Genomic DNA, 22,832 nt, shown 5'->3' on the forward strand with positions numbered 1-22,832 from the left:
GAGACGGTCCGTCAAGCCTGGTGAGTGAAAATTTTCGCTCATGACCTTGACACAAATCTTCCATGATGAATGATTCTGTCTCAAGCCGCTCAGAGAGGACCTGTGATGCCGAACATCTCGCGTCGTACCGTGCTGGCCGCGGGTGGAGTTGCCGCTGCCGCGACGATGGTGCCCAGGACGGCGTACGCCGGATCGCCCGTGCTGGAGCTGGTGCACAAGGGGGCGCCGAGGTACACGATCTATCACGGGTCGGGGGAGGGGGCGGTGACCCGGCAGGCGGCGCGGGAGTTGGCGCAGACGATCGGTGCGATCACCGGTGTCAGTCTGCCGGTCGTGGTCGGGGCGCAGCCGCCGCGCGGTGCCGACCGGCTGGTCGTGCTCGGGCGGGAGAACCCGCTGACCGCCGGCCTGACCCTCGACTACAGCACGCTCGGCGACGACGGGTTCGCGCTCCGGACTGTTGGGCAGACCATCTATCTGACCGGGCCGATCCCGCGCGGCACGCTGTACGGCGTCTACTGGGTGCTCGACCGGTTGTGCGGGGTCCGGTGGTGGTCGCCGGACTTCACCAGCATCCCGAAGTCGCCGACGATCGCCCTCGCGGTGAGTGCGCTGAACGGCGACCAGGTCCCGCGGTTCCGGTTCCGTGAGTACGCCGCCGGCGACGGCAAGGACGCGGCGTACCGGCAGCACAACCTGCTGAACGGGCTGCGCGGACAGGACGAGTTCGACACGCTGCCGCGGACGCCGGGGATCGACACCTGGTCGCGGTACTGGCCGGAGGACAAGGACGACTACTTCAAGACGATCCTTCCCGAGTCGCAATGGGCGGACGGCGGGCAGGTCAGGATGATGGACGCGACGACCCGGGCCACGGCAGCGGAACGGCTGATCGTCAAGATCCAGCAACGCGTCGACGCCGGGGAGGCTCCGACCGCGTCGTTCGCACAGAACGACCAGCCCTGGAGTCCCGACCCGGCCAGCAGGGCGTTCATCGACCTGCACGGCGGCGCGTACTCGGCGCCGCTGGTCGACATGCTGAACGACATCGCCACCCGGGTGACCAAGCGGATCCCATCCGCGATGCTGGAGACCGAGGCGTACAGCTGGAGCTTCACCCCGCCGACCGGGATGAAGGTGCACGACGCGGTCGTGATGACGGTCGCCCCGATCCTCGCCGACTTCGGCAAGTCGCTGATGGGTCCGGGCAACGCCGACGTCGACGCGGGCATCCGGGAGTGGGGGCGGATCGCGAAGAACATCGTGATCTGGGACTACCTCTGCGACTTCCACGCCTACCCGCAGCCGTTCCCGAACTGGTGGGCGATGTGCGAGTCGTTCCCCGAGTTCGCCAAGATCCCGTCCATCCAGGGGTACTTCGGCGAAGGCGCGTGGAACGTCCGCGGCGCCGAGTTCGCGCACCTGCGGATCTGGGTGCTGTCCCGGCTGATGTGGAACCCGGCGGAGAACCCGGACGCGCTGATCCGCGAGTTCCTCCAGGGGTACTACGGTCCCGCGGCCGGCCCGCTGTACGAGTACATGAAGCTGATGGCCGGCGCGGTCGCGTCCACGAACACCCGGCTGACCTGCTTCGTGCCGGAGAACTCGCCGTACTTGAACTTCGAGTCGCTCACGGCGGCCGACGTACTGCTGGACAAGGCGCAGGCGCTGGTGCAGGACGACGGAGTGCTGTCCGCGCACCTGGCCGGCGTACGGCTCGGGGTCGACTTCCAGATCCTGATCCGGCGGGACGAGTTCGGGCGGTACGCGAAGGCGCACGGGATCAGCTGGAACCCCGACACGAAGCGCCGGCTGGCCCGGTTCCAGACCGAGATCATCCAGTCCGGGCTGACGCAGTACACCGAGACCGGCGGCACGCTGCAGCAGATGATCGACCGGGCGACGACGGTCGTGGAGCGGGTGCCGGCGCCGGTGCCGCAGGTCGCGCAGGGGTTGCCGGCGGGGGACTGGTTCGAGATCCAGGACTTCGACTTCACGATCTCGACCAAGACCGCGGCGATCGTCCCCGACGACCTCGCCTCCGACCACGGCACCGTGCGGATGGTTGCCACCGGCAACACCGACTGGGCGGTGATGTTCCCGCTCGACAAGCTCCCGGCGGAGGGCACCTGGAAGCTGTACGTCGCGGCCCGGATCCCGGCCACCGCCGCGGACGGCACCAAGCAGGCGCTCGCGACGGGCGTCTGGCCGCCGTTCGGCAACGTGGTGTTCCCGACGGTCGCGTCGATGCGCGACGGCCAGTACCACGAACTCGCCATCCCCGGCACCTACCAGCGCGACACCGACCCCAACACCACCCACTGGTTCTGGATCGCCCCGGTCGACAACGCCGACGTCCCCTACCTGTACGTCGACCGCCTGATCGGCGTCCGCGCGTAGCCGTCCTCAGATCGAGAGGAAGTCGGTGAGCATCGCGATCGCGCCCGGGCGGCCCGGGCCGATCGCGAACCAGACGAGGGCGACGGCCAGCTGATCGAGGTCGTCGGCGGGAGTGGCGGACCTGAGGTGGAGGCGGCCGAGGATGCCGCTCCTGGTGGAGGCGATGAGGGTGCCGGCGCGCTGGAGTTCGGTTCGCCGTCCGCGAAAGTGGAGCACTTGGTACGTGCGTCCCGCGAGTTGCAGGGTGCCGTTGTGGTCGCGGCGGCGTGTGCGGGTGGGGCTGCCGAAGGTGATCAGAGCTTCTTCGGACGGTGCGTCGGGGTAGTAGACGGTGACCGGGTGGGTCTGCAGCATGTACGGGATCAGCGTCGTGGTGGCCGGCGGTTTCCAGGGGAGCGCCTTGCCACCGCCGGTCCAGCGGACGAGTTGCCAGGTTGCGCGGACGTGCCCGCTCGGGGCGCGGAGTACCGCGTGGCCGGTGTCGTCGGCGGTGGCGGTCCAGCCGAACGGTGACCTGCGCGTCACGGTTGGTTCGGCCACCGCTGGATCCTTCCCGGAAGGCCGCGGGCAGCGTCGTGCTGTTCCTTCAGCAGGAGGTCGAGGGCGATCTTCAACGTGTCCGCCCGGGGACTGAGCAACAGCGGCAGGGCGGCGCGCCGTGCCGGTTGCCCGTCAGGTCCGGTGCGTTCGGCGACCACAAAGGTGTACGTCGCGCGGCTCTGCGCGACGCCGATCCGGAACTCCGAGATCTCCGCCCAGCGCACCCGCTTGCCGCGCACCACCAGGCCCTCGCCGTCGACCACGACCCGGACCCGGGGGATCAGCAACCACGCGATCCAGCTCGCGACTCCGAGCAGCGGTCCTACGAACACCCCGCCGATCGCGATCGGCATGTCCGGGTTCGGGCTGGTGAACGAGAACGCGAACATGCCCAGGAACGGCACCGTGAACGCGACGATCCCCGCGACCGCCTTCAACGACGTCCGCACCTCGAACGCGCCCGTACGCCGGAACTCGTCCACGAGCCGTCCCGCTGCCGGGGGAAGCTCCCACGGGAGCGGAGGACGCGACACGGCGCGAGAATACGGCACTCCGCCGATCCGGAAGAACCGTGAAGCATTTGGCTTAATCCCGCTCGCGGAGCGGCAGCGTGCCAATCGGACCGCCCGGTGATCGGCCGGCCGTGCTCTCCCGGATCGTGAGCGACCACGGTACGTCGACCTGTACGCCGTCGTCGCAGCCGTCGATCAGGAGCCCGATCGCGCTGCGGACCAGCGCCTCCATGTCGGGCGTGATCGTGGTGAGGGACGGCGTACTGAAGGCGGCCTGGCGGTTCCCGTCGAACCCGGCGATCGCGATCTCGTCCGGCACCGCGACGCCGGCTTCGTAGCAGGCCCGGATCGCGCCGAGCGCCATCAGGTCATTGAAGCAGACGACGGCGTCCGGACGTCCGTCCTGCTCGAGCAGCGTCCGCATCGCCTGCCGGCCGCACTCCTGGTCGTACTTGTGGACGCCCCGCAACAGCTGCCGGTCGAACTCCAGACCCGCGGCGTCGAGCGCCTCGATGACGCCGCGGAACCGCAGCAGTCCGGTGCCGATGCTGTCGTCGTGCTCGAAGTGCCCGATGACCGCGATCCGCCGGCGGCCGGTGGCGATCAGGTGCTCGGTGACGGCGCGCGAGGCCGCGACCGAGTCCACCGTGACGCGCGACCAGCCCGGCGGTGGCTCGCGTTCGCCGAGCAGCACCATCGGCTGGCTCGGTGAGCGTTCCGCCAGCTCGGGCCCGGACAGGCTGAGCGGCGAGAACAGGATGCCGTCGATCATGTGCGTCTGCGCGCCACGCAGGACGAGCTGCTCGTGTTCCCGGGTTCCTCCGGTGCTTTCCAGCAGTCCCAGGTAACCACGTTCGACGCACACCTGCGTGAAGAGCGCGGCGAGTTCGGCGAAGTACGGCGCCTCGAGCTCGGGGACGACGAGCGCGAGGAATCCGCCGCGCCCGTACTTGAGCTGGCGCGCGGACAGGTTCGGCCGGTACCCGAGCGCGGTGATCGCCTCCAGCACCCGTGCCCGGGTCACGGGCCGCACGTGCGGTTTCCCGTTGACGACGTTCGAGACGGTTCGCACCGAGACGCCGGCGCGCCGGGCGACATCGCGCAATGTCACGGCCATACAGGGATTCTAACGATGAAGATTTCTGCGTGCCGAGCCGTTGACAGCGTGTTTGCACCCGTTGCAAACTTCCTGCACCGCGGGCGTTACATCGTTGGAACTATCTGTGAGGACTGCCCATGCTCACGTCCACGATCGACCCGGCGTTCAGCGTCGGTGAGCTCAATCCCCTGTTGTTCGGCACGTTTGTCGAGCATCTCGGTCGCTGTGTCTACACCGGGATCTACGAACCTGCCCACCCGACCGCCGACGCCGACGGGTTCCGCGGCGACGTCGCGGAACTGGTGCGCGAGCTCGGTGCCACCGTCGTCCGTTACCCGGGCGGAAACTTCGTCTCGAACTACCGCTGGGAGGACGGTGTCGGGCCGCGCGAGCAGCGGCCGCGGGTGCTCGATCTGGCCTGGCGGTCGATCGAGACGAACCAGGTCGGCACCGACGATTTCCTTGCCTGGTGCAACAGAATCGGCATCGAGCCGATGCTGGCGGTGAATCTCGGCAACCGCGGCCTGGCCGAGGCGGTCGACTACCTGGAGTACGTCAACGGCGCGGCCGGCACCCGGTACGCCGACCAACGCGTCGGCAACGGCTACGCCAAACCGTGGAACGTCCGGCTCTGGTGCCTCGGCAACGAGATGGACGGCCCGTGGCAGATCGGCCACAAGACCCCGCTGGAGTACGCGCGCCTCGCCCAGGAGGTCGCGCGGGCGTACAAGACGTTCGACGCGGACCTCCAACTGATCGCGTGCGGCTCGTCCAACACCACGATGCCGACGTTCGGCGAATGGGAACGCGTCGTCCTGGAGCACTGCTTCGACGACGTCGAGCTGATCTCCGCGCACGCGTACTACGAGCCGGTCGGTGGCGACGAGGCGTCGTTCCTGGCCGCCTCGACGCACATGGACCGCTTCATCCGGGACGTGGTCGCGACCGCCGACCACGTCGCGGCGATGCGGCACTCGGAGAAGCGCATCAAGGTGTCGTTCGACGAGTGGAACGTCTGGTTCGCCGCCCGGCACGGTGAGCAGGAGGTCGAGCGGACCGAGGCGTCCGAGGCGCCCGACCTCATCCAGGACGTGTACAACGCGCTCGACGCGGTCGTGGTCGGATCGCTGCTGATCACGCTGCTGCGCAACACCGACCGGGTCGGCGTCGCGTGCCAGGCGCAACTGGTGAACGCGATCGCCCCGATCCTCACCGTCGAGGGCGGGGCCGCGTGGCGGCAGACGATCTTCCATCCGTTCGCGCTGACCGCGAAGCACGCGCGCGGAACGGTTCTCCTGCTCGCCGGCGACCACGGCCGGATCGACACGCCGGCGTACGGCGAGGTCGAGCAGGTCTGGGCCGTCGCGACGTACGACGCGGAGTCCGGCGACCTCGCCGTCTTCGCGGTCAACCGGTCGCTGACCGACCCCGCCTCCTGGACGGTCAGGCTCGGCGCGTTCGGCGACCTCCGGGTGGTCGAACACCTGGCCGTCGCCGAGGACGACCGGTACGCCGTCAACTCCCAGGACGCGCCCGACCGGGTGGTCCCGCACCCGGGCGTCTCCGAAGTTGCCGGCGGCAACCTCGAGGTCACGCTGCCGCCGGCGTCGTGGCACTGCATTCGGCTCACGAGCCGTTGATCCCCTCAGAAAGGACCTGAACGATGAACGCACCAGATCCTGTGCGGCTCGGCCGCCGGACACTGCTCGGTGCCGCCGGCGCGGCCGCGGCCGGACTCTCGCTGACGGCCTGCGGCGGCAGCCACGGCCCCGGCCAGGCCGGGGCGGCACCCGCGACCGGCAAGGGCGGCGCGGACGGGTACGACGGCCCGAACGTCGAGCTGCAGTACTGGAACGGACTGACCGGCGGCGACGGCCCGGTGATGAAGAAGCTGGTCGCGAACTTCATGGCCGCGAACCCGAAGATCAAGGTCACCACCACGTCGATCGCCTGGGCCGACCTGTTCCAGAAACTGCCGGCCGCGGTGCAGAGCGGCAAGGCCCCGGACATCTGCCTGATGCACACCGCGGACATCGCGACGAACGGCGCCCGGCGGGTGATCCAGCCGATCGACGACGTCGTGAAGGGCCTCAACCTGACGGCCGCGGACTACGCCGACGCGGTCTGGAAGTCGGCGCACTACAAGGATTCGCAGTACGCGATCCCGCTCGACATCCACCCGGCAGGCCTTTACTACAACAAGAAGGTGCTGTCCCAGGTCGGCGCGGACCCGGAGAAGCCGCCGGCCACCAAGGACGAGTTCATGGCGGTCCTGGACAAGTGCAAGTCCAAGGGCGTGAAGGGCTACTGGGTGAGCGCGCTCAGCGTCGGCGGGCTGATCGCCCAGTCGATGATCTTCCAGAGCGGCGGCTACATGATCAACGACGACGGTACGAAGACCGGCTTCGGCGACCAGCCCGCGATCGACTCGATCACGTTCTTCAAGGGCCTGATCGACCAGGGCTACTCACCGCAGAACGCCGCCGGTGACGGCGACTGGGTGTCGTTCAGCAACAACAAGGCCGCGTTCATGATCGTCGGCCCGTGGATGGTGACGCCGTGCAAGACCGCGAAGGGCCTGGACTGGGGCTGCGCGCCGATCCCGGTGTTCGGGTCCGACCAGCAGACCTGGGCCGGTTCGCACTGCTTCACGTTGCCGCGCCAGGTGAGCAACGACAAGAACAAGGCCGATGCGTCGCGCTTCTTCATCAACTGGATGAGCCAGCACTCGGTCGGCTGGGCCGAGGCCGGGATGGTGCCGGCCCGCAAGTCGGTGCGCGAGTCGGCGGACTTCGCGAAGTACACCGAGGTCAAGCAGTTCGAGAAGATGATCGACTGGGCGCACTTCCCGCCGAACGTGCCGGGCATGTCCGACACCGACCCGGAGTGGTCGAAGGCCGTCAGCCTGGCGATGACGGGCAAGAAGCCGGTCGACCAGGCGCTCCGCGACGCGGCCCAGAAGGGCGATCAGATCCTGACCTCGAACAAGAAGAAGTACGGGTGAGTCGGGGCCATGAGCCGGACCGCGCTGCGCCACCACCGCCCGTGGACGCCGTACCTGTTCGTCGCCCCGTTCGTCCTGCTGATGCTGACGTTCCTGATCTGGCCGGCGATCCGCGGTGTCTGGATGAGCCTGCACAACTGGGACTTCATGCTGCCCGCCAAGCCGTGGGTGGGGTTGCAGAACTACCGTGACCTCTTCGACTCGGGGTCGGTGATCTTCCAGCCGTTCTGGAACGGGATGCAGAACACGTTCCTGTTCGTCCTGATCAGCGTGCCGTTCCTCGTCACGATCCCGCTGGGGCTGTCGCTGCTGCTGAACCGGAAGTTCCCCGGCCGGACGTTCTTCCGGGCGGTGATCTTCACGCCGTTCGTGCTCGGTGTCGCGGTGGTCGGCGTGCTGTTCGGATACCTGTTCGACCCGGAGGTCGGCCTGGTCAACGGACTGCTCTCCGGGATCGGGCTGCCGAAGATCGCCTGGCTGTCGAGCCAGCCGCAGGCGTGGATCACGATCCTGATCACCACGATCTGGTGGACGATCGGCTTCAACGCGGTGATCTTCCTGGCCGGGCTGCAGTCGCTCCCACCGGAGCTCTACGAGGCGGCCGAACTGGACGGCGCCGGCCGCTGGGGACAGTTCCGGCACGTCACCGTCCCGGGGCTGCGGAACGTGTTCGTGTTCGTGCTGACCACGACGATCCTGGCCAGCGCGAACCTGTTCGGCCAGCCGTACCTGCTGACCCACGGCGGGCCGGGGGACAGTACGACGACGGCGATCATGGCGATGACCAACGAAGGTCTGCGGGGCTTCCGGATGGGTACGGCGGCCGCGATGAGCTACGTGCTGGCGCTCGCGCTGGCGCTGGTCTCGATCGCCAACTTCCTGCTGATGAGGGAGCGCAAGTGACGACGACTCTGCCGAACGTAGCCCGCACCGCGACGCCGGACGACGACGGTACCGGACGCCGGCGGCCGGCCTATTCGCGGAACCGGGTCGGCCCGCTGACGTACGTCGCGATGACGCTGATCTCGCTGCTCTTCGTGCTGCCGCTGCTGTGGATGCTGCTCACGACGTTCAAGACCGAGACCGACGCGCGGTCGATCCCGATCCACATCCTGCCGGGGCAGTGGACGCTGCGGGCGTACCACCTGATCTTCGCCGACGCGGCGAACCCGGTGTACCTGTGGCTGGCGAACTCGCTGATGGTCTCGGTGCTGCACATGCTGCTGGTCGTCGCGGTCGCGTCGATGGCGGCGTACGCGTTGTCCCGGATGCAGTTCGTCGGACGCAACCTGCTGTTCGGCGTACTGATCGCGACGCTGTTCGTGCCGGGGTTCATCTTCTTCATGCCGAACTACCTGACGATGAGTACGCTCGGCTGGCTGGACAGCATCTGGGCGCTGGTGGTGCCCGGAGCCGCCAACGCGTTCGGGGTGTTCTTCCTCCGGCAGTTCTTCCTGGCGATCCCGCGGGAGCTGGAGGAGAGCGCGCTGATCGACGGGGCGAACTCGTGGACGATCTTCACCCGGATCGTGCTGCCGCTGTCGAAGCCGGCCCTGGTGACGCTGGCGGTGCTGAGCTTCCTCGGCGCCTGGAACGACTTCGTCTGGCCGGTGTTCGTGCTGTTCAGCCCGGAGAAGATGACGCTCGCACCGGGTCTGGCGACACTGCAGGGCGCTTACACCACGGACTACCCGGTCGTGATGGCGGGCGCGACGCTGGCCGCCATCCCGGTGCTGATCCTGTACGTCGTCGTCCAGCGCTACGTCATCGAGGGGGTCGCCAACAGCGGACTCAAAGGCTAAGGCACCTGGTGGCCGGCGGCTTTGAACAGTTCGTACCACTCGGAGCGTGTCAGCGGGACGTCGGAGCCTTGTGCGGCGCCCGCGACACGCTCGGGTGTGGTCGTGCCGAGGACGACCTGCAGCTGCGCCGGGTGCCGAGTGATCCAAGCGGTGGCGACCGCGATCGCGGGTACGCCGTACTGCCTGGCGAGCCGGTCGATCACCGCGTTCAGCTCCGGGTACTCCGGGGAGCCGAGGAACGCGCCGGTGAAGAAGCCGGCCTGGAACGGGGACCACGCCTGCACCGTGATGCGGTGGATGCGGCAGTAGTCGAGAACGCCGCCGCCGTCGATCACAGTGGACTGGTCGAGGCCGGCCATGTTCGCGGCAACGCCCTGCGCGATGATCGGCGCGTGCGTCAGCGACAGCTGCAACTGGTTGACGACGAGCGGCTGCCGTACGGCGGTCTTCAGCAGCTCGATCTGCAGCGGCGTGTGGTTCGACACCCCGAACGCGCGGACCTTGCCCGCCGCCTCCAGGTCGTCGAACGCGCGCGCGACCTCGGCCGGCTCGACGAGTGCGTCGGGGCGGTGGATGAGCAGTACGTCGAGGTAGTCGGTGCGGAGCGCCCGCAGCGAGGCGTCGACCGAGGCGACGAGGTGCTCGTACGACGAGTCGTACCCGAACGCCGGGTCGATGCCCGCCTTCGTCTGGAGGGTGATCTCGGCGCGCTCGGACGGCGTCAGCCGGAGCGCCTCGGCGAACCGCTCCTCGGCGCCGTGCAGCGCACCGCCGTACACCGCGGCATGGTCGAAGAAGTCGATGCCGGCGTCCCGCGCGGTGCGGACGAGGGTACGGATCTCGTCGTCGGTCTTGTCGCCGATCCGCATCACGCCGAGCGTGACGTTCGGTACGGCGAGCCCGGTGGCGCCGAGAGGCACAGTCTTCATCGAGGGTCCTTACGGTTCGTGGTGTCGACGACGAAGAGCCTACGTGCACGCCACCGGGCCCGCGGTCGGCCGGGTCAGTTCCAGCTGTCGGTGATCGGCACCGCGTTGGCGGCCGCGCCGGCGTGCGGCAGGTCGTACATGTCCTCGACGGTGCGCAGGACGCGGAAGTGGTCGATCCGCTCGCTGTAGCTGCCCGGCTTGACCGGCTGGCCGTTGAGGATCGTCGCGATCCGGTTGCCGGCGGAGTGGTCGTCCTCGTCGAACGTCGTGATCAGCACGCTGTTGTGCGTCTTGGCCCACTGGACATAGCCGTCCAGGTGGCTCTTCAGCCAGCTGTCACCGGTCGCGACCGAACAGTCGTGCATGTCGTTGCACAGGTTGGGGATCACCCACGACACCGTCGGCAGCTGGCTGTAGTCCGTCGGGAAGGCACTGAACGGCTTGCTGGTTGCCGACGGCACGTTCTTGAAGTTGACCCAGGGCGCGTGCTTGCGGGCGTAGCGACCCGACGTACACGCCGTCGACCCGACGGACGGCAGGCCTTCGGAGTAGCCCCCGAACGTGAGGCCCTTCGCGATCAGCTGGGCGCCTTCGTTGTCGGTCGAGAAGGTGTGCGGGCAGGAGTCGTCGGTGACGCCCTGGTTGGATCCCGAGAACAGGTCGAGGTAGTTGGGCTGGCTCGGGTGCTCGATGGCGTACGAGCTGGTGAAGTTCGCGCCGGTGGACGCCAGCTGGTTGAAGTACGGCGCCTGCGGGTTGCCGATGATCGATCCGGCGGCGGTGTTCTCGAACAGCACGATCACGACATGATCGGGACGCGGCACACCGGCGGCCGCGACGGCGGCCGGTGGTGCGGTCAGCGGGGTGCAGAGACCGATGATCGAGGCGAGTGCGACTACGGGGCGGATGATGCGCACCAGGTGCTCCTTTCGAGAGCGAACGGTTGGGACGCCAGCGTCCGGTACGACGCCGACGACCAACCCACCATGCCTCGAACGACACTCCGACACCAGATGAACACGGTCCGTGAAATGCTGAGGGTTCTCTCAGCGTTGGCGGTCGAGGAACCCGGTCAGCGCCGCGAGGTACTGCGGGCGGTTGTCGCGGCGGACCGAGTGGCCGGCGTTCGGGATGTGTACGGCGTGGAACTCGCCGGCGGCGGCTTGCGCGCACCGTCCGGCGTACTCGGGGGAGATGAGTCCGCCGCGCTCGGGGTCGCCGTGGATCAGCAGCACCGGGCAGGTGATCTGGGCCAGCAGGTCCGTCAGCGGGGCCGCGTCCTGGAACGTGAGGTCGAACAGGTGCGGGTTGACCTGTGCCTTCGACACGGCCCAGGGCTCGAGCTCGTCGTCCGGCCAGCCGGGGTCGTTGGCCCGGCCGCGGGCGATCCGGTCCGGGAGGTCGAGGGAGCGGAGGCCGGCGAGCCAGTCCGGCTCGGACCACGGTTCGTCCGGATGGTTGCCTGGGGCACCGGTCGGCGGGTCCTCCAGTACGACGGCGCGCACCAGGCCGGGCCTCGACGCGGCCAGGTAGGCGGCGGCCATCGCGCCCATCGAGTGGCCGACCACGACGACGCCGTCGTTCGGCGGCTGGTCGGACAGGACGAGAGCCGCGTCGTCGCGGTGGGCGGTGTAGCGGATGGGTTCCTCGGGGAGCCCGGACTCGCCGTGGCCGCGGGCGTCGATCGCGAGCGTGCGGATGCCTGGGAGTGCTCGGATCACCGGGTCCCAGCACTGCGCCGAGTCGGAGAAGCCGTGCAGGAAGGCGACTTCAGCGGCGCCCTCGCCGGTCCGGTACCACGCCAGTTGGTCCGTTCGTCCTCGCATGCCGAGCATGATTTCACAGCTGGAAGACCCCGGCCCGGGCCGCCGCGAGGGCGATGCCGGCAGCTTGCTCGGCGGTGTGGTCGTCGACGGGTTCCGAGACGACCGTGAGCTGGAAGTAGATCGGGGCGATCAACGTGCGGATCACCGCGCCCGGGTCGGTGCCGGCCGGGAGCTCACCACGTTCGACGGCCCGTACGACGACCTGCTGCGCGCGGCGCGGTCCGTACTCGAACAGATCCCGGCGTACGTCGTCGATCTCGGCGAAGCGGGCCGCGTCGCTGTAGATCGCGGTGAAGATCATCCGTCCCGGCGGACTGCTCACCCAGGCGACGAATGCCTGCGCGAGAGCGAGCAGATCGTCGGCCAGACGCCCGGTGTCGGGGATCGGGAAGTCGGTCGTGATGTGCTCCCCGAGCACCTCCGCCACCAGCCGCTCCCGATTCGGCCACCGCCGATACACCGTCGTCTTGTGCACCCCCGCCCGCCGCGCCACGTTGTCGATCGTCAACGCGGCATACCCACCCTCGGCCAACTCCACCAAAGTCGCCCCAAGCACAGCCGCCCGCACCCGGGGGCCTCGACCAGGCGGTTGTGCACTCATTCGATCACCTTATCGCAACTCGGAGTTGCGATCGGCTCCAAGGTTGTGCAACGCTGGTGATCGCAACTTGGAGTTGCGATGAAGGGGTGGAGATGCGGACCAAGGACCTGGTGTACAAGTTCTCGACGAGGCTGCATGGGGCGGTGTTCTTCGGGTCGAAGGGGCGGGTGTTCGGCCGGGCGATGGGGATGCCGGTGGTCGGGCTCGTGACCGTCGGGCGGAAGACAGGTCAGCGGCGTACGACGATCTTGACCGCGCCGATCGCCGACGACGAGCGCGTCGTGCTGGTCGCCTCGTTCGGTGGCGACGACCGCCACCCCGCCTGGTACCGGAACCTCCGCGCCAACCCCGACGTACAGGTCCTCCTCCGCGGCCGGACCCGATCCCTCCACGCCCGCACCGCAACAGGCCCGGAGCGCGAAGCCCTGTGGACCGACATCATCAAGATCCATGAAGGCTACGAGCGCTACCAGCGACGGACCGACCGCCAGATTCCCGTGGTGATACTCGAGCCCTGAGCCCGTCTCCCTGGAACCAACCTCCCGGACCAGACCAGCCTCGGCTCCGGCCTACTGGCCGCTGTACTGCGTTGACGGGTACTTCGTCTGCTGCCGAGCGCGTCGGGTCATGCTCGTGATCGCGATCATGGTGACAGCTGCGATGCCCGCGAGGATGTAGGCGTTGCCGGGGAGCTGCTGGCCAAGGGTCCAGTCGTACTCGCGGTCGAAGGCCTGTGGCACCCACCGGAACGGCCCCGCGATGAAGTAGCCGAACCAGGCGGCGGCCACCGCGAGCCTGACCAGCGGCCGACGAGCGGGCACCGTCTTGGCCAGCGCGACGCCCATCGGAATCATCCACACCCAGTGGTGGTCCCACGAGATCGGTGCGCACAGCAACCCGACTGTCGCGCAGACACACAGGCTCGCCAACATCTGCCCCTGGTCGTACAGGCGGCGACTCAGCCAGAGACCGGCGACGACTGTCGCCAGCACCAGGACCATCCACACCGCTCCACTCGAGGGTGCGCCGAATCTGACGAGCAGCCCGTTCCAGGACTGATTGCCGGCGAACGCGGGCGGTCCGATCCGGCCCGCGTTGAACACCAGCCGCGTCCAGTACTCCCACGATGCGCTCGGTGCGAACACGAACCCGATCAGCACCGTGCCGCAGAACGTTGCGGCCGCATACCTGAGCGCGCGCCATTGCCTGGTGACAAGAAGCCACGCGACGAAGACGAGCGGCGTCAGCTTGATCCCCGCCGCAACCCCGATCCAGACGCCCCGGCCGGCGTGCTTGCGGTCGAGTACGTCGTACATGACCAAGGCGCAGAGGAAGAGGTTGATCTGACCGTACGACAGCGTCTCGCGCACCGGCTCGACGAGAAGGCACACGGCCACCGCCACCACCATGGCCGCGGTGCGCAGTCGCGGATGGCGCAACGAGTAGCGCAGGATCAGCCACAGCGCGGCGATCGAGGAGGCGATCGAGACGCCGTACGCGAGCGGCCACGGCAGCAGCGCGAACGGTACGAAGACCAGCGCGGCGAACGGCGGATACGTGAACGGCAGCGAGATCCTCGGCAGCCGGGCCGAGTACAGCGCCGACGGGTCGGTCAGGATCGTGTCGCCGCCGAGCCGGTAGACCTTGAGGTCCGCGCCCGTGTGGTCCCACAGCACCGGCAGCAGGACAGCCGCCGTGATGCCGGCCAGTACGGCCAGGACCCACATCCAGCGGGCGTCCAGCAGCGCGACGATGCCCCACCGCTCCGCGCCCGTCCGGTCGTGCTGCTGTGCCGACGGATCGTCTGTCAACCCGGTTCTCCCCCCACATCCCGCCCCACCCAGCATCCGACTCCGGCCGGATCTGCGCTAGCGCGGTATTGGAGCGACCGCGTTACAGCCTGCTAACAGCCGGACCGCGAAATATCGTCCGGTGATCGGGCAACGTAGTCCAAGGACTGTCGCGCGCCCAGTCGTTACGGTCACTCCGAAAGGAGGCGGTCGGATGACTGGGATCGGTCGAAGAACGGTTCTCAAGGCGGTCGCGGGTGGGATTGTGCTGGGGGTTCCCGACGTTGCGTTCGCGGTGCCGAGGACGACGGTGGTTTTGCCGGACGACAGGTGTATCCGGTACTTGGGACGATGGCAGCCGCAGCCGGACGGGTCTGTCATCGGGTATTTCCAGAGTGGGCTCGAGTTCGATTTCGTCGGTACGTCGGTGTCGGTCACGCTCGGCAATACCTGCCGGCTGCTGTACCGCGTCGACGGGGGACCGGTGCAGCGGAACATCACCGCGACCGGGACGGTGGTGCTCGCGTCCGGGCTCGAGAACACGAAGCACTCCGTCCAGGTCTACTCGGAGTACCAGCAGTCGTTCCCGCGGGTGAAGTACTTCGAAGTGGGACAGGTGGTCCCGGCGGCGAAGCGTCCGACGATGGAGGTCATCGGGGACTCGATCTCGGTCGGGTACATCGGGCCGGGGCTGGTGAACTCGCTGGGGAACTCGTTCAGTTACAAGACGCCCGAACTGCTGGGGATGTCGCACAACACGATCGCGTTCGGCGGGATCGCGATGACGCCGGGGTTCGGTTCGCCGGACAAGTCGGGCATGCTGAACCGTTACACCAAACTGTCGGAATATGTTCCGGGTGAGGTGAACGTTCCCGAATGGGACACGTCGAGATATGTCCCGGACTATGTGGTGATCAATCTCGGCACGAACGACTCGACGAGCCCGAACTTCACACCGGCCTATCTGGCGTTCCTGCGGAATCTGCGCGGCTATTACCCGGACGTCACGATCATCGCGATGTCGCCGTTCAACACCAACCACCGCGACGAGATCGCCGAGGTGGCCGGCACGACCGGGGACCTGTTCGTCGACACCACGGGCTGGATCGACCGGGCGACCGAGACGACCGACGGGACGCATCCGACGGTCGCCGCGCACGACAAGATCGCCGGCAAGCTGGCGGCGGCGATTCAGCAGCTGACCCCCTTGCCCTCACTGCCGAAGATCTCGAGCCGCCGCGCCTCGGCGATGTCCACGACGCCTGCCGGAAGGTAGTGCAACTGGACAGCGCGGCGGCGGGTGCCGGTGCGGTTGGCCGGTGTCCCGTGGTGCAGGAGCCCGTGGAAGAACAGGATTCCGCCCCGCGGGAGCGGAACCACAGTGTCCCGGGCTACCTGCACCTCGTCGTCGCACAACTGCCAGTCCCGGCGCAGAAAGTGCGGGACGGGTCCTTCGGTGTGGCTGCCGGGGAGCGGACGACGCGCAGGATCCGCTCGTCGGTCGCCAACGCCCGCAGCCGCGGGTCCTCCTTCGTGAACCACATGAACTTGCGGACGAGGTCCATCCGCGCGAGGCCCGTCGCGTTGTCCACCGCGGCCCAGGACTCGTACTGGATGTCTGCCTTTCCAGGCGTGGTCAGTACGTGCGACAAACCGTCGGTCGCGAACCGGTCGATGTCGGCCGGCCCGCGCGAAGAGTCGGTAGTTGGTGTAGCCCAGTGCCCGCGCGACTTCTGAGACGTTCAGTGCCGTCTCCGTGAGCAGATCGCGTGCGCGCTCGAGGCGGGCCGCCACGCAGTACGCGCGGAACGTCTGGCCCGTCTCGGTGTGAAAGAGCCGGGAGAACGTGTCGGGTGCGAGCTGCGCAACGGCCGCGGCCTCGGCCAGCGTGAGGCGCTGGTCGAGGCGCGAACGGACGAGGTTGACGGCAAGCCGGATCCGCGGGTCCAGCGGAGGTGGGAGGTCGCCTCGTGCGCGGGCAGCCTGGATGTGTACTTCGATCAGCAGCGCGGCGAGGTCGGCCGACGCCTGGACGGGGCCTGAGGAGTCGCGACGATGGACCGCACTGATGACGGTCCGCAGCCGGTCCCAGACCGTGGACGGCTCGGTCAGGCGCACAACCCGTGGTGCGAGCAGGATCGGGTCTGGCGGATGAGCGTAGGTGTAGTGGACGAAGCCCACGGTCAGTCGATCGTTCTGCGTGGCGTCGACCTCGTCGCCCGGGCGCAGCATCAGCACCGTGCCGGACGACAGCGGCACGGTCTCGCCGGCCAACCTCGCCGTACCGGTCCCGTCCGTGACGGCCCACAGATCGAAGTCCGGGAGGCGGTGCTGCCAGGCCCAGCCCGGCTCGCACCGCACCCAGGAGGCATGGACGCCGGCCCGCACCGGGTTCTCCGCCGCGGCCGCCGCCAACTGCTGCCAGTGATCGTCAGTGTTTGTCAATGGCCTCGTCGTTTGGTGAGCCCGGTCCGCGACACCCCAGCAATGGCGTCCAGCCGGAGCGGCCGGCCGGAGTCCCGGATCTCGTACAGGGTCGGGCAGATCCAGCCGCCCTCGTCGAACTCGTTCCACGCGTAGATGAGGACGGTGTTGGCCGGCGAGCTCGCCGCATGGCCGGCGCCCCAGGTGATCGCCGCGCCGAGATGGGACGCGATCTCGGCCGGTGTCGCCTGCTGGCTCCAGTTGTCCTTCAGCGGCGTGTAGTCGGCGATCCACGACACCGGATAGTCGTACCGGGGCCGGTTGTCCCACCCGGTCGACACCGTCGGGACGACCTGGCCCGCGGCGGTCGAGTAGTCATTCCACAACCCGGCCTCCGCAGCAGCGAGGCTTGCGTACGTCGCACCGTTCACACCACCGGTCGCGTACCGGCTGACCGCGTCCGCGCCGACCGTGGTCTTCAGGTCCGCCGCGCCCTGCGCGGTCCACGCCATGACGACAATGTACGGGTTCGGCACGCCCAGCTCGGTCGCCTTCGCCCGCAGCTTGGCGACCTTGTCGGCGTCGGCGCCGGACAGGAAGTAGACCAGCGGGCGCCCGCCGAGCACCTTCTGGTAGTTCGACTCGCTCCAGTGCGACGCCAGCGCCGGAAGGTTCGCGTCGAACGCCCCGGTGAAGTTCCCGTCGAGCAGCGCGCACCAGCTGACGTCGTTGCGGTGCGTGCTCGACAGGTAGAGGTTCCGGGCGCGGTTCAGCGGGTCCTGGGGGTAGTACACGAACGCCCAGTAGTCGATGCCGGCCGCGGCGGCGTACTGGATCTCCTGGTCCATGATCGCCTGGGTCGCACCGTTGGTGTTCACGGACTCGGTCACCGCGACGCTGACGTTGTCGACGTACAGGTCCGAGGTCAGCGCCTCGTTCGTCCGCAGCGCGAGGCTGTCGAACGTCGGCGCGGTCACCAGCAGCGCCGCGTGGCTGATTCGCCGTACGCCGTTGACGTACACGTCCACCCAGGGCGTCTCGCCGGGTGGTGCCGGGTCGGCGATCACCTTGATCGTGTACCACGTGTCGTCGGTGACGTCCTGCAACGTCTTCCAGCTGCCGTCCGGGGCACGCATCACCAGGTGCTTGCCGCTGGCATCGGTATTCGTCGCGATGTCGACCGCGGCCGTCGACCCGGCGACCAGCAGGGCGCGGGCCCACTTCCCGGCGACCGTCTCCTTCCAGTCCCACTGCACCGTCACGGCGCGGCTCTGTCCCGCGAACGTGTGCGCCATCGAGGCCATCAGCGTGGTGGACTCGTCGTGCAGGTGGACGGTCTTGCCGGTACGGTCGGGGCCGTCGACCACGGACACCGTCGTACCGGCCGGCGACGAAACGGTCCACCCGGACGGCGCCGCGCCGGTCGTCTCCGCGTCGAAGTTCTGGTTGATCAGCAGCCGGTTGGGCACGGTGATCTGGGCGTAGTACGGCAGCCGGAACTGGTACTGCTGCGGGGACAGTGTGCGGTTCACGGTGCTGCCGACGTGCGAGTCGCCGCCGACCCAGGCGTCCCAGCGGATCGCCCCGACCAGCGCCGGAGCGGCCTTGATCCTCTTCGCGGCGGCCGTGCCGCCAGGCAGACCCAGGACGGCGCCGCCGGACACGACGGCTGCCGCCTTCAGCACGTCGCGGCGATTCAGCCCCGACTCATGAACAGACATGACTCATCTCCAATGCTGGGAGCCTCAACTGTTCGTGCATCATTGCCTGTCGGGACCGGATCCGCCTTCGCTCCGGTTGACCGAATCTAGGACGAAGTTGGCCGCCCCACCGACAAAAGTTGCCGAGGGCACCTTTCAGCCGACGATCTGCCCGCCGAAGCGCGCACCGCTGACCGGCAGCGCCGGCATCGGCTCGGCGGTCGCGTGGTACCGGGCCTCGCCGGTGCGGGCGCGGTTGCGGTACGCCGACGGGCTCAGGCCGTACGCCGTCTTGAACCGGCGGGCGAAGTACCCGGCGTCCTCCCAGCCGACGCGCGCACCGATCTGGGCGACCGGTGTATCGGTCTGGACCAGGAGCCGGGCCGCGGCCTGCTCCCGCAGGCGGTTGAGGTACGCGATCGGCGGCGACCCGAGCTCGCGCTGGAACAACCGCACCAGGTGAGTCCGCTCGGTGGTCGTCGCCGCGGCCAGTTGCGCGAGCGTCCACGGCCGGCCGGGTTCGTCCTCCATCAGCTGCGCGGCCCGCGCCACCGCGGGATGCAGTGGCGCGATCGACCGGCGGTGCACCGCCTGCTCCGGCGACCAGCTGCGGTTCAGGATGTTGAGGTAGATCAGCAGGTGGCCGACCAGTTCGATCCGGGTCCGCCGGGCCGGGGTGGTGTCGCTCATGCTGTGCAGCTCGGCGATCGCGAGGCTCACGTCGTACTTGCCGAGCTCGATCCGTTGCGGCAGCGGCAGGCTCGACTTGTGCACGGTCTGCATCAGCGGCAGCTCGGCGTCCAGGAACGACAGCGTGCCGTCGATCAGCTCCGGCGCCACGAAGCTGTCGAACACCACCAGGTCCTCGCACTGCGCGTACCCGTGCCACTGGTTCGGCGGTACGACGATCGCGCTGCCCGGGCCGATCGGGTGGTCGCCGTCGGCCGCGATGTGCAACCCGCGGCCCTGCGTGACGAGCGCGATCTCGAAGAAGTCGTGGTCGTGCGCCGCGACGTCACCGGGCAGCCGGTGCCGGTCGGCCCAGACCGGCAGCCCGTCCGGGTTGAAGACCGCGGCGCGCTCGTACCGGGGCTTGCTGCGACTGGCCACTTTTGTCCTACTTTCCCTCAACCTCCGCGAAGGTGCGGCGCCTCGATCGTCAATAACATCACATCACCGAGCACCGTGACAGAGTTCCGAGGAGTGACCCCTGTGTCCCAACGCGACGTCGCGATCGCGGCGTACTACTTCCCCAACTACCACGTCGATCCGCGCAACGAGCGGTGGCACGGCGAGGACTGGACCGAGTGGGAACTCGTGAAGCGTGCCGAGTCCCGGTTCGAGGGCCACCTGCAGCCGCGGGTCCCGCTCGACGGCTACCTGGACGAGGCGGATCCGGACGTGATGGCGGGCAAGATCGCGATGGCGACCGCGCACGGCGTGGACGCGTTCCTGTTCGACTGGTACTGGTACGACGGCCGCCCGTACCTGGAGCGTCCGCTGGAGGCCGCGTTCATGCCGAACGCGGCCGCCGGGGAGATGAAGTTCGCGCTGATGTGGGCGAACCACCACTGGAGCAACATCCACCCGTGGAAGTCCGCGACGCCGGCCACCCAGCTCGAGTCCGGCACCGTGGACGCGGCGCAGTTCGAGGCGGCCACCGACTACATGATCGAGCGGTACTTCGGGCATCCGGCGTACCTGCGGATCGACGGCGACCCGTACCTGTCGATCTACGAACTCGCGACGCTGGTGGAAGGCCTCGGCGGAGTCGACGCCGCGAAGGCCGCGCTCGACAGGCTGCGCAAACGGGCCGCGCTGGCGGGGTTCCCGAACATCCACCTGAACGCGATCGCCCGCGAGCGGCAGGTGCTGCCGGACGACGGGGTCTCGCTCGACGGCCCGACCCTGATCAGCCGCCTCGGCTTCGACAGCGTCACGTCGTACGTCTGGGTGCATCACCACCCGATGCCGAACCTGCTCACGCCGTACGCCGACATGCTGGAGCAGGCCGTGGACGGCTGGAAGCGGTACGCCGCGGAGTACGAGCAGCCGTACTACCCGAACATCACGGTCGGCTGGGACTCCTCGCCGCGGACCGTGCAGTCGGACCGGTTCAACCCGGCGCTCGGGTACCCGCACACGAACATCATCTCGGACGCTTCGCCGGAGCAGTTCGGGCGGGCGCTCGAGCAGGTGCGCGAATTCGTTGAGCAGACCAACGTTCCGCTGGTCACGATCAACGCCTGGAACGAGTGGACCGAGGGCAGCTACCTGGAGCCGGACATGCTGCACCGGCACGGGCACCTCGAGCAGATCCGCCGGGTCTTCGGGACGCGGGAATGACGCCGACCGGCTGGACCCGGCAGCACCTCGTCGACCTTGCCGACGAGTCGCTGCTCGCGCTGCGTCCGTGGGCGACGGCGGGGCACGCCCGGTTCGATCTGCCCGGGCCGGCGGGGCAGTCGGGTCCGGTCTCGGACGGGCTGGAGGCCTTCGCCCGGTCGTTCCTCGCGGTCGGGTTCCGGTTGGGGACGGCCGAGTCCGATCCGCACGATCATGCCGGGTGGTACGCGCGCGGGCTGACCGCGGGGACGGATCCGGACTCGCCTGAGCGGTGGCCGTCGCTGGTCGACGTACCGCAGGCGCGCGTCGAGGCGGCGGCGATCTCGATCGCGCTGCACGAGACGCGGCGGTGGATCTGGGGCCGGCTGCCGGCCTCCGTGCAGGAGCGCGTCGTCGACTGGTTGGCCGGGTCGATCGGTGCGTGGTATCCGGAGAGCAACTGGCAGTGGTTCCACAACGTGACGCAGGCGTTCCTGCGGTCGGTCGGTGGACCGCACGACCAGGCGCGGACGGACGAGTTCCTTGCGTATCTCGACGGCTGCTACCTGGGCGACGGCTGGTACAGCGACGGCCGGCCGGACGGGCGCGGCGGGAACATCGACTGGTACGCCGGGTTTGTCATGCAGCTGTTCTCGTTGTGGTACTGCCGGATCTCGGCCGGTGAGCCGGGAATCGTCGAGCGCCAAGCGCTGTACGCCGAAAGACTTCGGGCGTATGTCGCGAGTGCCGCCGGGCTGTTCGGCGCCGACGGTGCACCGCTGTACCAGGGCAGGTCGTTGGTGTATCGGCATGCCGTGGTCGGGGCGCTCTGGGCCGGGGCGGTCTTCGACGCGAATCCGTTGCCGGCTGGTCGGCTTCGGCGTACGTGCGTGGGGGCGATCAAGTACTTCGTCGAGCGGGGTGCGTACGACAAGGACGGTTTGCTCAGTCTTGGTTGGCTGGACCGCTTCGAGCCGATGCGGCAGCCGTACTCGGGTCCGGGCGGGCCGTACTGGGCAAGCCTCGGATTCGCCGGGCTGTTGCTGCCGGAGACGCATCCCGTCTGGACCGAACCGGAGGAGCCCGCGCCGATCGAGGGTGTGCGGGCGATTCGGCCGATCGGCTGGTTGGTCGCGGGGACGGAGTCGGACGGGATCGTCCGGGTGATCAATCACGGGGTTGATCACAGCACTGCCACGCCGGGGCTGGAAAGCCCGCTGTACAACAGGTTCGGGTACTCCACCGTCACGGCTCCCGTCCCGCTGACCGACGGCTCGGCGGGCGAGGCCCTGGACAACCAGGTCGCCATCGTCGACACCGCGGGCCGCTGGTCCCAACGCCCCCTGATCAACCTGGTTGCCATCGACAACAACCGCGCCGAGAGCAACCACGTGGCGAGCTTCGTGCGATCAGACGGCGAACTCGACGCCGGGCCACGACTTACCTGTATCTCGGTAGTCCGCGGACCAGTCGAAGTACGTGCTGTGCGACTGGAAACAGGTAGTGCCGCGGCGCTGGTGGTGTCCGGGTACGCCGTGCCACGGAAGCCGGCCGACGGGGTGCGGACGGATCTTGTCAGCGCGGTGGTGCCGCTTACTGCCGGTGGGGTGATTGGCAGGTCGGTGCACGAGCTGGAGACAGCCTTTGGGGCTGAGCTTGAGGTGCCGTGGTGCCGGTTCGCCACGCCGGACGTGGGCCGGTGGTACGTGGTCGCGTCGTACCTCGGTGTCGCCACGCCGGACTGGCCGACCGTTGTGGTGTCCGGAACCGGCCGCCCGACGGTCACCTGGCCGGACGGCGTTGCCGATGAGATCTGAGGGGCGCGCCAATCCTGTCCTAGTTTCGGTCAATCCAGCCGGTAGCAGGTGCCGAACGGCCGT

Annotated in this window: 20 protein-coding genes; 9 read left to right on the forward strand and 11 right to left on the reverse strand. The window is 68.6% G+C overall.

Going from position 1 to position 22,832, the window contains the following annotated elements; all coding sequences use genetic code 11:
• Positions 1–105 precede the first annotated feature (105 nt).
• Positions 106–2,400, forward strand: a complete 2,295-nt coding sequence (locus tag ACFV9C_RS33705) for a DUF4838 domain-containing protein (RefSeq protein WP_380199905.1) — start codon at positions 106–108, stop codon at positions 2,398–2,400.
• A gap of 6 nt (positions 2,401–2,406) precedes the next feature.
• Here the strand turns inward: ACFV9C_RS33705 and ACFV9C_RS33710 are convergent, their stop codons facing one another.
• The 3 genes from ACFV9C_RS33710 to ACFV9C_RS33720 are packed head-to-tail and all read right to left on the reverse strand — an operon-like array spanning position 2,407 to position 4,569.
• Positions 2,407–2,940, reverse strand: coding sequence for a hypothetical protein (locus tag ACFV9C_RS33710; protein ID WP_380199907.1), 534 nt, complete (start codon positions 2,938–2,940; stop codon positions 2,407–2,409).
• Positions 2,922–3,473 carry a hypothetical protein gene (locus tag ACFV9C_RS33715; protein WP_380199909.1) on the reverse strand — a complete coding sequence of 184 codons (552 nt, stop codon included), beginning with the start codon at positions 3,471–3,473 and terminating at the stop codon, positions 2,922–2,924. The genes ACFV9C_RS33710 and ACFV9C_RS33715 overlap by 19 nt, the downstream gene beginning before the upstream one ends.
• 52 nt (positions 3,474–3,525) lie before the next feature.
• Positions 3,526–4,569 carry a LacI family DNA-binding transcriptional regulator gene (locus ACFV9C_RS33720; RefSeq protein WP_380199911.1) on the reverse strand — a complete coding sequence of 348 codons (1,044 nt, stop codon included), beginning with the start codon at positions 4,567–4,569 and terminating at the stop codon, positions 3,526–3,528.
• 119 nt (positions 4,570–4,688) lie between these two features.
• Between ACFV9C_RS33720 and ACFV9C_RS33725 the strand changes: the two genes are divergently transcribed.
• From ACFV9C_RS33725 to ACFV9C_RS33740, 4 genes are read left to right on the forward strand one after another with little or no spacing between them, the layout of a single operon-like run.
• Entirely contained in the window at positions 4,689–6,191 is a 1,503-nt protein-coding gene (locus ACFV9C_RS33725; RefSeq protein WP_380199913.1) for an alpha-N-arabinofuranosidase, read from the forward strand.
• A gap of 23 nt (positions 6,192–6,214) precedes the next feature.
• Complete coding sequence (locus tag ACFV9C_RS33730; RefSeq protein ID WP_380199915.1) at positions 6,215–7,555, forward strand: ABC transporter substrate-binding protein; 1,341 nt, start codon at positions 6,215–6,217, stop codon at positions 7,553–7,555.
• 9 nt (positions 7,556–7,564) lie between these two features.
• Entirely contained in the window at positions 7,565–8,458 is an 894-nt protein-coding gene (locus ACFV9C_RS33735; RefSeq protein WP_380199917.1) for a carbohydrate ABC transporter permease, read from the forward strand.
• Positions 8,455–9,357, forward strand: coding sequence for a carbohydrate ABC transporter permease (locus tag ACFV9C_RS33740; RefSeq protein WP_380199919.1), 903 nt, complete (start codon positions 8,455–8,457; stop codon positions 9,355–9,357). The genes ACFV9C_RS33735 and ACFV9C_RS33740 overlap by 4 nt, the downstream gene beginning before the upstream one ends.
• Here the strand turns inward: ACFV9C_RS33740 and ACFV9C_RS33745 are convergent.
• From ACFV9C_RS33745 to ACFV9C_RS33760, 4 genes are all read right to left on the reverse strand, one after another.
• On the reverse strand, positions 9,354–10,286 hold the full coding sequence (locus ACFV9C_RS33745) for an aldo/keto reductase family oxidoreductase (protein ID WP_380199921.1): 933 nt from the start codon (positions 10,284–10,286) through the stop codon (positions 9,354–9,356). The genes ACFV9C_RS33740 and ACFV9C_RS33745 overlap by 4 nt on opposite strands.
• 74 nt (positions 10,287–10,360) lie before the next feature.
• Positions 10,361–11,203, reverse strand: a complete 843-nt coding sequence (locus ACFV9C_RS33750) for an alkaline phosphatase family protein (protein WP_380199923.1) — start codon at positions 11,201–11,203, stop codon at positions 10,361–10,363.
• A 129-nt stretch (positions 11,204–11,332) separates the two neighbouring features.
• Positions 11,333–12,112, reverse strand: a complete 780-nt coding sequence (locus tag ACFV9C_RS33755) for an alpha/beta fold hydrolase (protein ID WP_380199925.1) — start codon at positions 12,110–12,112, stop codon at positions 11,333–11,335.
• Positions 12,113–12,125: 13 nt separating this feature from the next.
• Positions 12,126–12,713 carry a TetR/AcrR family transcriptional regulator gene (locus tag ACFV9C_RS33760; RefSeq protein ID WP_380199928.1) on the reverse strand — a complete coding sequence of 196 codons (588 nt, stop codon included), beginning with the start codon at positions 12,711–12,713 and terminating at the stop codon, positions 12,126–12,128.
• A 92-nt stretch (positions 12,714–12,805) separates the two neighbouring features.
• Here ACFV9C_RS33760 and ACFV9C_RS33765 point away from each other — a divergent pair, with 92 nt between their 5' ends.
• Positions 12,806–13,231 (forward strand): nitroreductase family deazaflavin-dependent oxidoreductase, encoded by a 426-nt coding sequence (locus ACFV9C_RS33765; RefSeq protein WP_380199930.1) that lies wholly within the window; start codon positions 12,806–12,808, stop codon positions 13,229–13,231.
• Positions 13,232–13,282: 51 nt separating this feature from the next.
• Here the strand turns inward: ACFV9C_RS33765 and ACFV9C_RS33770 are convergent, their stop codons facing one another.
• The gene (locus ACFV9C_RS33770) at positions 13,283–14,524 is read right to left on the reverse strand and encodes a glycosyltransferase 87 family protein (RefSeq protein WP_380199932.1); all 1,242 of its coding nucleotides are present in this window, start codon (positions 14,522–14,524) and stop codon (positions 13,283–13,285) included.
• A gap of 193 nt (positions 14,525–14,717) precedes the next feature.
• On the opposite strand from ACFV9C_RS33770, the gene ACFV9C_RS33775 reads away from it, so the two are divergent.
• Positions 14,718–15,779 (forward strand): GDSL-type esterase/lipase family protein, encoded by a 1,062-nt coding sequence (locus tag ACFV9C_RS33775; RefSeq protein ID WP_380199934.1) that lies wholly within the window; start codon positions 14,718–14,720, stop codon positions 15,777–15,779.
• Here ACFV9C_RS33775 and ACFV9C_RS33780 read toward each other — a convergent pair.
• From ACFV9C_RS33780 to ACFV9C_RS33790, 3 genes are all read right to left on the reverse strand, one after another.
• Positions 15,695–16,948: a helix-turn-helix domain-containing protein gene (locus ACFV9C_RS33780; protein WP_380199936.1), complete on the reverse strand. Its 1,254-nt coding sequence runs from the start codon at positions 16,946–16,948 to the stop codon at positions 15,695–15,697. The genes ACFV9C_RS33775 and ACFV9C_RS33780 overlap by 85 nt on opposite strands.
• A complete protein-coding gene (locus ACFV9C_RS33785; protein WP_380199938.1) occupies positions 16,945–18,648 on the reverse strand; it encodes a hypothetical protein in 1,704 nt (567 codons plus the stop codon). The genes ACFV9C_RS33780 and ACFV9C_RS33785 overlap by 4 nt, the downstream gene beginning before the upstream one ends.
• A gap of 135 nt (positions 18,649–18,783) precedes the next feature.
• Entirely contained in the window at positions 18,784–19,737 is a 954-nt protein-coding gene (locus ACFV9C_RS33790; RefSeq protein WP_380199940.1) for a helix-turn-helix domain-containing protein, read from the reverse strand.
• 102 nt (positions 19,738–19,839) lie between these two features.
• On the opposite strand from ACFV9C_RS33790, the gene ACFV9C_RS33795 reads away from it, so the two are divergent.
• Together ACFV9C_RS33795 and ACFV9C_RS33800 are read left to right on the forward strand one after the other, a co-directional pair.
• A complete protein-coding gene (locus tag ACFV9C_RS33795; protein WP_380199942.1) occupies positions 19,840–20,973 on the forward strand; it encodes a glycoside hydrolase family 99-like domain-containing protein in 1,134 nt (377 codons plus the stop codon).
• Positions 20,970–22,769, forward strand: coding sequence for a DUF2264 domain-containing protein (locus tag ACFV9C_RS33800; protein WP_380199944.1), 1,800 nt, complete (start codon positions 20,970–20,972; stop codon positions 22,767–22,769). The genes ACFV9C_RS33795 and ACFV9C_RS33800 overlap by 4 nt, the downstream gene beginning before the upstream one ends.
• Positions 22,770–22,832: the final 63 nt, after the last annotated feature.

Origin of the sequence: Kribbella sp. NPDC059898 (assembly GCF_042730855.1) — a bacterium.
GTDB lineage: Bacteria > Actinomycetota > Actinomycetes > Propionibacteriales > Kribbellaceae > Kribbella.